The organism is Salinimicrobium sediminilitoris (genome assembly GCF_020866905.1).
Taxonomy (GTDB): domain Bacteria; phylum Bacteroidota; class Bacteroidia; order Flavobacteriales; family Flavobacteriaceae; genus Salinimicrobium; species Salinimicrobium sediminilitoris.
Map to the genome: position 1 here is coordinate 447,178 of NZ_JAIVCC010000013.1, position 11,090 is coordinate 458,267.

9 protein-coding genes and 2 tRNA genes are annotated in these 11,090 nt (G+C 42.4%); 1 reads left to right on the forward strand and 10 read right to left on the reverse strand.

Features of this window, described 5'->3' with window-relative positions:
- Positions 1 to 262: 262 nt before the first annotated feature.
- From LA313_RS13360 to LA313_RS13400, 9 genes are all read right to left on the reverse strand, one after another.
- Positions 263 to 337: transfer RNA gene (locus tag LA313_RS13360), tRNA-Val, on the reverse strand.
- 45 nt (positions 338 to 382) lie between these two features.
- A tRNA-Val gene (locus tag LA313_RS13365) sits at positions 383 to 457 on the reverse strand.
- Positions 458 to 562: 105 nt separating this feature from the next.
- On the reverse strand, positions 563 to 1,780 hold the full coding sequence (locus LA313_RS13370) for a bifunctional folylpolyglutamate synthase/dihydrofolate synthase (protein ID WP_228915806.1): 1,218 nt from the start codon (positions 1,778 to 1,780) through the stop codon (positions 563 to 565).
- 4 nt (positions 1,781 to 1,784) lie between these two features.
- A complete protein-coding gene (locus tag LA313_RS13375) occupies positions 1,785 to 2,603 on the reverse strand; it encodes an energy transducer TonB (RefSeq protein WP_228915807.1) in 819 nt (272 codons plus the stop codon).
- A 72-nt stretch (positions 2,604 to 2,675) separates the two neighbouring features.
- Positions 2,676 to 3,068, reverse strand: coding sequence for an ExbD/TolR family protein (locus LA313_RS13380; protein WP_228915810.1), 393 nt, complete (start codon positions 3,066 to 3,068; stop codon positions 2,676 to 2,678).
- A 1-nt stretch (position 3,069) separates the two neighbouring features.
- Positions 3,070 to 3,771, reverse strand: coding sequence for a MotA/TolQ/ExbB proton channel family protein (locus LA313_RS13385; RefSeq protein WP_228915811.1), 702 nt, complete (start codon positions 3,769 to 3,771; stop codon positions 3,070 to 3,072).
- A 97-nt stretch (positions 3,772 to 3,868) separates the two neighbouring features.
- Positions 3,869 to 5,242 (reverse strand): sodium:proton antiporter NhaD, encoded by a 1,374-nt coding sequence (gene nhaD / locus LA313_RS13390; RefSeq protein WP_228915813.1) that lies wholly within the window; start codon positions 5,240 to 5,242, stop codon positions 3,869 to 3,871.
- A gap of 10 nt (positions 5,243 to 5,252) precedes the next feature.
- Entirely contained in the window at positions 5,253 to 6,479 is a 1,227-nt protein-coding gene (locus tag LA313_RS13395; protein WP_228915817.1) for a Glu/Leu/Phe/Val dehydrogenase dimerization domain-containing protein, read from the reverse strand.
- A gap of 60 nt (positions 6,480 to 6,539) precedes the next feature.
- On the reverse strand, positions 6,540 to 7,610 hold the full coding sequence (locus LA313_RS13400) for an anhydro-N-acetylmuramic acid kinase (protein ID WP_228915819.1): 1,071 nt from the start codon (positions 7,608 to 7,610) through the stop codon (positions 6,540 to 6,542).
- A gap of 91 nt (positions 7,611 to 7,701) precedes the next feature.
- On the opposite strand from LA313_RS13400, the gene LA313_RS13405 reads away from it, so the two are divergent.
- Positions 7,702 to 8,844: an acyl-CoA dehydrogenase gene (locus LA313_RS13405; RefSeq protein ID WP_228915821.1), complete on the forward strand. Its 1,143-nt coding sequence runs from the start codon at positions 7,702 to 7,704 to the stop codon at positions 8,842 to 8,844.
- Between the two features lie 131 nt (positions 8,845 to 8,975).
- On the opposite strand, the gene LA313_RS13410 is transcribed toward LA313_RS13405, so the two are convergent.
- The coding region (locus LA313_RS13410) for a T9SS type A sorting domain-containing protein (protein ID WP_228915822.1) at positions 8,976 to 11,090 on the reverse strand (2,115 nt) is incomplete at its 5' end.

Consider the following 11,090-nt stretch of genomic DNA (forward strand, 5'->3'; position numbering starts at 1 on the left):
GGAGACCTGTCAGGTTTGCAGATATTTTGGAATTTGTATTTTTTTGGAACTTGAAAGTTCCCACTTTAGTGGGTGATATTGTCCCGATAGCTATCGGGAGAACCAGTGACCAACACCCAAATTCTACTTTATAATGAGCCACAACCTCCCCCAAAAGACAGGTAGTCTGAAAACGAAAAACCTAACAGGTCTTGGAGACCTGTTAGGTTTGCAAATATTTTGGAATTTGTATTTTTTTGGAACTTGAAAGTTCCCACTTTAGTGGGTGATACTGGGTTCGAACCAGTGACCCCTACCTTGTCGAGGTAGTGCTCTGAACCAGCTGAGCTAATCACCCTTGAAATCAAAAAAGGCCTCCAAGAGGAAGCCTTTAAAAAATCTGTGGGCAATGAGGGATTCGAACCCCCGACCCCCTCGGTGTAAACGAGGTGCTCTGAACCAACTGAGCTAATTGCCCTAACATCTTTATGAACTTTTGCATCTTTTAAGGCGTTTACCTCTCTGAATGCGGATGCAAATATAGACCACATTTTCAATTCTGCAAAGAATATTTTAAAAAAAATTAAATTATTTCTGCAACTGTAAAAGTACTGCCTCCAACGTAGATCACATCCTTAACCGAAGCCGCTTGCAGCGCAGCTTTATAAGCTTCAGGAACTGAATTATATAAGCCTCCAAAAAGGTCATTTTCGGCTGCCTTTTTTTGAAGTTCTCCGGCATCAAGACCCCTTGGGACATTCGGACGCGAAAAATAATATTTTGCATTTTTTGGAAAAAGCGGGAGCACCGCATCCAGGTCTTTGTCGTTTACCACTCCAATTATCAGGTGTAGATCTTCAAACGCTTCTTCCTGTAACTGCTTCATCGCATAAACCAGTCCTTCTTTGTTATGTGCCGTATCACAAATAACCTTCGGTTCTTCCTGCAACACCTCCCATCTTCCTCTAAGGCCGGTATTATAAATGACATTTTTGAGACCTTTCTCCACAGCTTCCTCTGTAAGTTCCCATCCAAGACCCTTCAGCACCTCCAGAGCCATGGAAACGGTGCGGATATTCTTTTGCTGATAATGTCCTTTAAGATCTGAAAGGAATGGTTTGCCGGAAAAATCTTCAGCAAGGTAAAAAGGGGCTTTATTTGCTTCAGCAAGCCTTTTAAACACAGGAAAAGTATTTTCATGGTACTCGCCAATTACAACCGGCGTCCCTTGCTTAATAATCCCACCTTTTTCTGCAGCGATCTTTTCCAGGGTATCCCCGAGGATGTTCACATGGTCAAAACCAATATTTGTGATAACAGAAACTTCAGGAGAAATAATGTTGGTGGAATCCAGCCTTCCGCCCAGACCAACTTCAATTACAGCAATATCGACTTTCTCATTTGAGAAGTATTCAAAAGCCATTCCCACGGTCATTTCGAAGAAAGAAAGACTTTCGGCATCCAAAAAGGCTTTATTATGATGAATAAAATCAATCACTGCCTCCTGGGAAATCACCTCCCCGTTGATCCTAATCCTTTCCCTAAAATCTTTTAAATGAGGAGAGGTGTATAGACCCACCTTACAGTTACTTTCCTGAAGTACGGAAGCCAACATATGAGAAACGGAACCTTTGCCGTTAGTACCGGCGACGTGAATGGTCTTAAAATTATGGTGAGGATTTCCCAGCTGTGCAATCAACTTATGTATATTGGAAAGATCCACCTTATAGGCTTTATTCCCAACCTGTTGATACATGGGCAACTGTTGAAACATCCATTCAACAGTTTCTGTATAGGTCATCAAGTTATTCGGTAAGTTTGAAGTTGTAAATAATGGTGCCCACCTGCTTCGCGGGAGCATCGGGATCACTGTTAAAGCGGGTAGCAAGGGCAGCTCTTTTTGCAGGATCAGTAAGGCAGGTAGCGTTATTGGTTGTACCTTTTACCCCTGGAATAGCACGTGTTACAGCACCACTTCGGTCTACTTCGATTTGAACCACTACGAGGCCCGATTCATTACAATCCTGTACAAATTTTTCCTTATTGAGGGCTTTTCTACCACCAAGTCGATAGTTCCCGTCGCCATCAAGTCCCATTCCTGTACCGTAATATGACTTCGCATTAGGATCACCATCGGGGCTGCCTTTATCACCTGCAACGTCATCATTACCTTCTCCTCCTCTCGCCTGCCCATCATTAGCAGGGCCGTTAAGAATACTGCTCAAGGCATCTGTAGTAGATTTAGAAGGTTTGGGATCGGGCTTTTTTACCGGCTCTTCCACCTTTTTCACAGGGGTTTCCACTTTTTGCACGACCTTTTCTTCTTTCTTCTTTTCTATTACTGGAGCTTCAATAACTTCCTGGGTAACCACTTCTTCCTTAATATTGGTTTCCACAGGAGTTACCGGAGAACTGGTTTGTTGAGGCGCTGTTTTAACAGGCTCAGTTGGCTGTTCAATGCCCGAACCAACCTCTGAAGTACCAAAGTTTATAGCTATCCCATTTTCGGGTGGTGGGTCGAGATAAGTGAAGCCAAAGAACAGCAATAGCAGGATTAGCAACACGTGGAGAACCACAGTGATTGCCATTGATTTTCTTTCGTGTTCTGTTTCCAGGTATTTCACTCTGTTCTTTTTCTAGATTTTATTCAGCAAACATAGTTCCACAATTACCAAAAAGGGTAGAGCAGAGAATGTTTATTCGGGTTTTACTGCAAGCACGATCTTGTAACGGTTCCGGTTTGCAATATCCATGACATCTACAGCCTTTTCAATTGGCACACCTTCTTCGGCACGCAATATAATAGTAGGTTCCTCTACCCCTGCCAGAACTTCTTTAAGCCTGGATTCCAAAGAGCTGCTACTTACTCTCTCCTTATCAATATAAACCTGAAGGTCTTTTGTGATACTCACTGCCACGTTCTGTTTGTTCGTGGTCTTTCCCTTAGCCTTTGGAAGGATAAGATCAAGAGCTTCCGGAGTAATAGCCGGCGAGGTGAGCATAAAAAAGATCAACAACAGGAATACAATATCTGTCATGGAACTCATGCTGAATTCCGGACTAATCTTGTTTCTGCCTCTTAAGTTCATACTATACGGGTTCGTTTAGAAGGTCAAGGAAATCTACAGCTGTAGCTTCCATTTGATGCACTACCTTATCTGTTTTGACCACCAGGTGATTGTATCCAATATAGGCAATAATACCTACAATAAGACCTGCAACTGTGGTAGTCATCGCTGTATAGATACCTTCAGCCAGGGCGCCCATTTCTGCCTGGCCGCTACTGGTAGCCAGTTCATGAAAAGCTATAACCATCCCTATTACTGTTCCGAGGAAACCAATCATAGGCGCGGCACCTGCAATAGTTGCAAGTACACTCACGTTCTTCTCCAGTTTATAAACTTCAAGACGTCCTGCATTTTCAATCGCTGTGTTAATATCCTCAAGCGGACTTCCAATGCGGTCAAGCCCCTTGGCTGTAAGTCGTGCTACTGGCGAGTTAGCCTGGGCACATCGAATACGTGCCGATTCAATATTACCATGCAAAACGGAGTCCTTGATCTGGTTCATGAAATTACTGTCAGTTTCTGAAGCAGCTTTAATAGCAAACAATCTTTCGAAATAGATATAAATGGCTGCAAACAGCAATATGAAAAGGATGAGAATGATAACCTGTCCTCCAATTCCGCCGCTAAGAAATAAATCAAACAACGAAAGGGTTTTTTCCTCAACTATAGGCTCTGTCTCCTGTGCCGCCTGGGCAAGACCATCCTCCTGAATAAAGTATAGCATTTGTGTATCTGGTTTTTTTATGTAACGTGAGAATCTAATTTTAATTGTAAAGATAAACAGCCTTTGATTTAATGCAACCTAAAAGCGGAATATAAATCTAGAAGAAATGAGTAAGCACAATAAAACTAACAGCTCCCCCTAAAAATCCCAGCAATGCCAGGGGAGCGATGTTCTTTAAGTACCACATAAAGTTGACCTTTTCCATTCCCATAGCAGCTACTCCCGCAGCAGAACCTATGATAAGAAGACTCCCACCTGTACCTGCACTATAGGCTATAAAATGCCAGGTCCTGTCATCAACAGGAAAGTCGTACATAGCCATAGAAGCTGCTACCAGCGGCACATTATCTATCACTGCTGAAAGTCCCCCGAGAATTACCACCACAGCGTCCATACTTGGAATAGCCTGTGAAAGCTGACTGGCCGCATAAAACAGAGTGCCAACCTGCTGCCCCTGAAGAGTTCCAAATACAAGGCTCTCAAGTCCCGCCACTGCCAGTAATATTCCCAGGAAAAATAGGATACTCGAAAATTCAATATTAGAAAGGGCTTTATGAGTGGAGTATAAATTCTTCTCGTTTTTGCTGATATTCTTCACCGGCTTTACATATTCTGAAAGCAACCAAACAAGGCTTAGGCTAAACAGCATACCCACATAGGGCGGCAAACCTGTAATTCCCTTAAATATTGGAACCAGAAGAATAGCACCCAAACCTGCGTAAAGCATTTTTCGGCTACTTAACAACCTTTCCGAATCATCATCTATCACCTTTTTCTTTAAAACTGTTTCTCCCCTAAATGCTTTAAGCCGCATAGCTGCAGCAAAAGGAAGTATAAAGCAGAATAGTGCAGGGATTATGAGATGCTCTGCCAGGCCTGCCGCAGTTACTTTATTATTGATCCAGAGCATTGTTGTGGTCACATCACCAATTGGCGACCAGGCTCCCCCCGCATTGGCGGCAATTACAATGAGCGCAGCGAACCATACCCGGTAATCCCGTTTGGGAACCAGCTTGCGCAGCAGCGTAACAAGAATGATCGTGGCAGTTAAATTGTCAATAACTGCAGAAAGAATGAAGGCCAGGGCACCGAGCACCCAGAGCAGCTTCTTTTTATCTGTAGTGACAATAGTTTTCTTTATTATAGCAAAACCCCGATGAATATCTATTATCTCCACAATGGTCATTGCCCCAATAAGAAAAAACAGGATCTCACTTATGGAACTAAAGTGGTGCATGAGATTTGCTTTAAATCCCCACATTTGTTCTGCCAGGTCCCCTTTAGTTACATTAAAAACTTCCCCGTGATAATCTACAATTGAAAGGATCCCGTTATTAAAACCTAAAGCGATTCCTGCCCAAATAATGGTGGCCAATAGGAGGGCAGAAACCGCTTTATCAAGTTGTAGTGGATGTTCCAGCGTTATTGCCAGATACCCAACAATAAAGATGACAATTAAAAGGCTTACCATGACTATAACATCATACCAGCTTTTTTAAAGCAACTTCAAAGGCAGTTTTGCTGATATTAGTTTTACTGCTGTTATGGTTAAAGGTATTTTGAATAGCATTCCTTATAGTAATTGAGGTGTCGTTGAAGATAGCCTCATCTGTCATTTGCACTCTGCGTTCCATGAAATAAGCAAATACTCTTGCCATTCCACAGTTAGCAATGAAATCGGGGATCACGCTTATGCGCTCATCGGTATATTCCATAATGGGTCCAAAAAAGATCTCTTCATCGGCAAAAGGTACATTGGCGCCACTGGAAATGACTTCCAGTCCGGAATTTACCATCTTATCTACCTGTTCCCTTGTAATTAGTCGGGAGGCGGCGCAAGGAGCAAAAACTTCGGCATTTAAAGACCATATTCGTTCATTGATCTCCTCAAAAGGAATAAGGTTTTCAGACTTTAACGCATTGCCCTGTTTGTTAAGGAACAAATCCCTGATCTCTTCGAAGGAGAAACCTCTCTCATTTATCAATCCACCTTCACGGTCAATGATTCCAACCACTTTTGCGCCCATCTGGGCCAGGTAATAGGCAGCGGCAGAACCTACGTTACCAAAGCCCTGCACAATTGCTTTTTTGCCCTGCACATTACCACCATAAATATCATAGTAGTGACGCACGGCTTCGGCCACACCATAGCCTGTGATCATGTCGGCCACGGTGTACTTTCGGGTAACATCGGGTGAAAATTTACCATTTTCAAGCACCTTGATCACTCCCTGGCGCAGTTGTCCAATTCTATTGATCTTATCGGCTTCTGTAGGTTTGAAATGTCCGTTAAAAACCCCCTCCTGTGGATGCCAAACTCCTGAGTCTTCGGTAATCGGAATAACTTCATGGATCTCGTCGACATTCAAATCTCCTCCAGTACCATAGTAACTTTTCAAGAGTGGAGACACTGCTTTATACCAACGCTCCAAAACACCTTTTTTACGGGGATCATTGGGATCGAAATTTATTCCCGATTTCGCGCCGCCTATAGCAGGACCCGAAACGGTAAATTTCACCTCCATGGTCTTCGCCAGGGAGAGCACCTCGTTCATATCAAGACCTTTTCTCATCCTGGTACCACCACCCGCAGCACCACCACGCAGAGAGTTGATTACCACCCAGCCTTCGGCTTCAGTTTCGGGATCTTTCCAATTAAAAACAATTTCAGGTGCTTTATTCTGATATAAATTCAATAATTCTTTCATAATCTTATTAAATATTGAGGCAAATATAAAAAACTAATTTTCGCAACATCTTGATTTATCTCATCCTTTTGGAAAAAAAATTACTCCTGAAGAATGGTCTTTTGAAGCTCCGGTAACCGAGCTCATAACATTGTTCTCCCCTCTCAACTTAAGCACTCCTAAAAAGGCAAATATTAAAGCCTCTTTATAATTCACTACTTCTGCTGAAGGAATAATTATTTCAGATTTTGTGCGCCTTTGAATTTCTTTAATAAGAAAATCATTGAACGCACCACCGCCGGTTACCAAAACCTTTTCTTCGGAAGTATCCCGTAATTCGTTCGAAATTATTTCCGCAGCATGTTCAGTATAGGTTCTAAGCAAAGAGGGAATGGAATTCTCATACCTCTCTAAAAGTGGAAAGATGTACTTGCTTACCCACTCGATTCCCAAAGATTTTGGAGGACGGAGTCCGTAAAAAGGTAATTTTTCAAGCTCTTCGAAAAGTTCTTCATTAAGTTCTCCCGAAGCTGCAATCTCCCCATCCATATCATATGGGGCACCTGTTTTTTGAGATAGGAAATTCAAAACTGTATTAACCGCACAAATATCATAGGCCACTCGCTCTCCATTTGGTTTAGTCGAAATATTCGCAAATCCTCCCAGGTTGAGGCAATAGTCATAGGATCCAAACAACAACTCATCACCAACGGGTACAAGAGGAGCCCCCTGGCCGCCCAATTCTACGTCCTGTACTCTAAAATCACAAACCACGGTGTGACCAAGATTAGAAGCAAGGGCCGGAAGGTTTCCTATTTGAAAGGTAAATCCGTTTTCGGGCTCATGCTTTATCGTATGACCATGACTGCAAATTGCATCGGGTTCAAAAATGTCATTTTTGGAAAGAAATTCTGAGATGACTTCAGAAAGAAACTGCGTGTAATTATCATTGAGCTGCTTCAGCCGAATATCATCATAGTGAACTGCTTCAGCAAGTATCTCCTGCCATTCGGAAGGATAGGGAACGGTTTCCGCAGCTAAAATTTTGTAGGACCAACCTTCAGAAGAAGTGAAATTCACATACGCCAGGTCTATGCCATCAAGGGAGGTTCCCGACATAACTCCTACAACGTTATAGTTATTTTTGTTCATTGGGGTAAAAATAGCCAACTCAATTGAAAAAATGCCACTAAAAGGGTATCTTTGGCTACCAATATCGAACATTTTTTAAAAAATACACCGAATGGATTTTAAGCTTACAGAAGAACATATAATGATTCGCGATGCGGCACGAGATTTTGCCAAAAATGAATTGTTGCCCGGAGTGATTGAAAGAGACGAAAAACAGGAGTTCCCGAAGGAGCAGATTAAAAAGATGGGGGAATTGGGCTTCCTGGGAATGATGGTTTCTCCCGAGTATGGTGGAGGCGGTATGGATACTGTTTCTTACGTTCTTGCTATGGAAGAGATTTCCAAGATTGACGCTTCGGCATCTGTAGTAATGTCGGTTAATAATTCTCTTGTTTGCTGGGGTCTGGAGAAATTCGCAAATGAGGAGCAAAAACAAAAATACCTTACCAAACTAGCCACAGGAGAATCTATTGGGGCGTTTTGCCTTTCTGAACCTGAAGCCGGAAGTGATGCCACTTCACAAAGAACTACGGCCATCGAGAAGGATGACCACTACTTGCTAAACGGAACCAAGAACTGGATCACAAACGGAAGCACTGCCGATTTCTACCTGGTGATCGCACAGACAGATAAGGAGAAAAAGCATAAAGGTATCAACGCCTTTATCGTGGAAAAAGGAATGGAAGGTTTCGAAATAGGACCAAAAGAGCAGAAACTTGGAATACGCGGAAGTGATACCCATTCTCTCAATTTCAATGATGTGAAGGTTCCAAAAGAGAACAGGATCGGGGAAGACGGTTTCGGATTTAAATTCGCTATGAAAACTCTTTCCGGAGGCCGTATTGGAATCGCTGCACAAGCTCTTGGTATTGCAGCCGGAGCCTACGAACTTGCGAGAGAGTATTCAAAAGTGAGAAAAGCTTTTGGAACCGAGATCATGAACCACCAGGCAATTGCCTTTAAACTGGCAGATATGCATACTTCTATTGAAGCTTCGCGTCACCTGGTGATGAAAGCTGCATGTGACAAAGACAATGGAGAGAACTATGATCTATCTGGAGCCATGGCAAAACTTTTTGCTTCCAAGACTGCAATGGACGTAACTGTTGAAGCAGTCCAAGTTCATGGTGGAAACGGATATGTAAAAGAATATCATGTAGAACGCTTGATGAGGGATGCGAAGATCACCCAGATCTATGAGGGGACTTCAGAGATCCAGAAGATCGTTATTTCCAGAAGTATCTTAAGAGACTAGAAGAAAGGCGTCATCCTGACCTTGTCTCAGGATCTAAGGAAGCTGAAATAAGTTTAACTTAACGTATAATAAAAGCAAAAGCAGCCGTTTCCGGCTGCTTTCTTTTGTAGTAAATAATTACTAATCAAAATCTATTTTCTGGAAGAGATGATTTGTTTAACAAACGTCTCTCTGTCAGTTTTAACTTTAAGAACATACATTTGATTACCTCTAAGTGCGAAGTCAACATTAAAGGTGGAGACAGATCCTTTTGAAACGTTTCTATCCCTGTAAGTTCTCAAGTGATTACCTCTCATATCAAATACCTGTACTTCAACATTTGATTTGTAGTTGATATCATACTGGACATTAAAGTTCTCCTTGAACGGGTTAGGGAATGTCCTTACATTAGATACTTCCTGAGCACCATTATTTTCTTTTCCTTTGTTGTCTTTATTACCCTTGTTGCCTTTACCACTATCAGCTGTATCCTCACAACCATCTGAAGGTGCTTTTGTTGCTTTCGAACCTCCTAGTGGACAGTCGGAATTATTTAGCATATCAAGATAACTTCCAGCAGCACCGACATTGTTCACATTAGCTCTCACGTAATCAATAACATCTGTTGTTGAAGGCAGTTCATAATCAACTCCCTCATGACAGGCATTTAATAATGCAGCTACAGACTGGCGACCGAAGTTGTAAACTCCGCCTCCACCAAGGTTCAGCACTTCCAGGAGTGTTAAATCTCTGAGCTCAGCGGGTGCATCATTATAACCTCCCTCATAGTTAAAGAAAGCTTCGACATAAGATGTACAGGTATTGTAATCACCACACCATCTGTCGGTATGGTTTTTCCAGTATCCGAGTGTACATCCTGTGAATTCGACACATTCTGGTTCAAGTAATTCTGCAGAAGTGTTTCCTGAAACACATCCATTATCACTGATAGCCTCGATAAAGTAGGAACCAACAGGAAGACCAGTGAAGCCTCCTAATGGATAAGCCACTTCGGAATAATAAACTTTATTAGTTCCCTGATGAGTAACAGTAAAATTCAGATCGACCAGTGCTTCAGCATTAGTAATAACAATAGTTCCCATTAGCGTCTCACAGTCAGGCTGAATAACTTCTGCAAACACATCTACGACAACATCGCTTGGTCTGTTAATATTTACCTCAAAGTCATCAGAAATACATCCATCTTCATCATATCGAATCCTGAAGGTGTAAGTGCCAACTGCAAGATCGATCTCTCCAGCATAGAGGACAAACTCACCTCCATCTACACTATAGTAGAGGTTTTCACCGGCATCAGTAAAGACCAGACCTCCATCACCACCAAGACAGTCGGCTTGTGTAGTTTGGTAAGCTGGAGGTTCTGGAAGAGGATCAACAACAATCTCTACTTCTGAACTATCAGCAAGACATTCAGATCCCTCACCAGGTGTTACCGTATAAGTGAAAGTATATGAACCAGCTGAAAGACCGGTGAAATCTACCACCGTTGGATCACTGATATCTACTCCGCTGCCATCTGTGTCAGCCCAGATACCACCAGCATCCTCATCAGCAATAAGATCAAAGAGATTTACTGCATCCCTGCTCTCATCTCCCTCACAAAAACGATCCTCGCCATCTTCACCGGCATATAATGCTTCATCAATGGTGATACTTGCTATTGAATAATCGTCTGGACAGGTTGAATTTGCATCTGCAGGACTTACTGTGTAAGTAAAGGTATAAGTGCCAAACCCAAGACTGCTAAAGTCTACCATGGTTGGCTCACTAATATCTACTCCGCTACCATCTGTGTCAGCCCAACTACCGCCAGGCTCCTCATCTGTGATAATAGAATAAAGATCTATTGAGGACAATGCGGTATCATCTTCACAATATTCAACACTACCATCTACTCCTGCATATACAGGTTCATCAATTATTATCTCTACTTCAGAACTGTCAGCAAGACATTCAGATCCTTCACCAGGTGTTACTGTATAGGTGAAAGTATATGAACCGGCAACCAGACCGGTAAAATCTACCATCGTTGGATCACTGATATCTACTCCGCTACCATCTGTGTCAGCCCAGATACCACCAGCATCCTCATTGGCAATGAGATCAAAGAGATTTACTGCATCCTTGCTCTCATCTCCCTCACAAAAACGATCCTCGCCATCTTCACCAGCATATAATGCTTCATCAATGGTGATACTTGCTATTGAATAATCGTCTGGACAAGTTGAATTCGCATCTGCAGGACT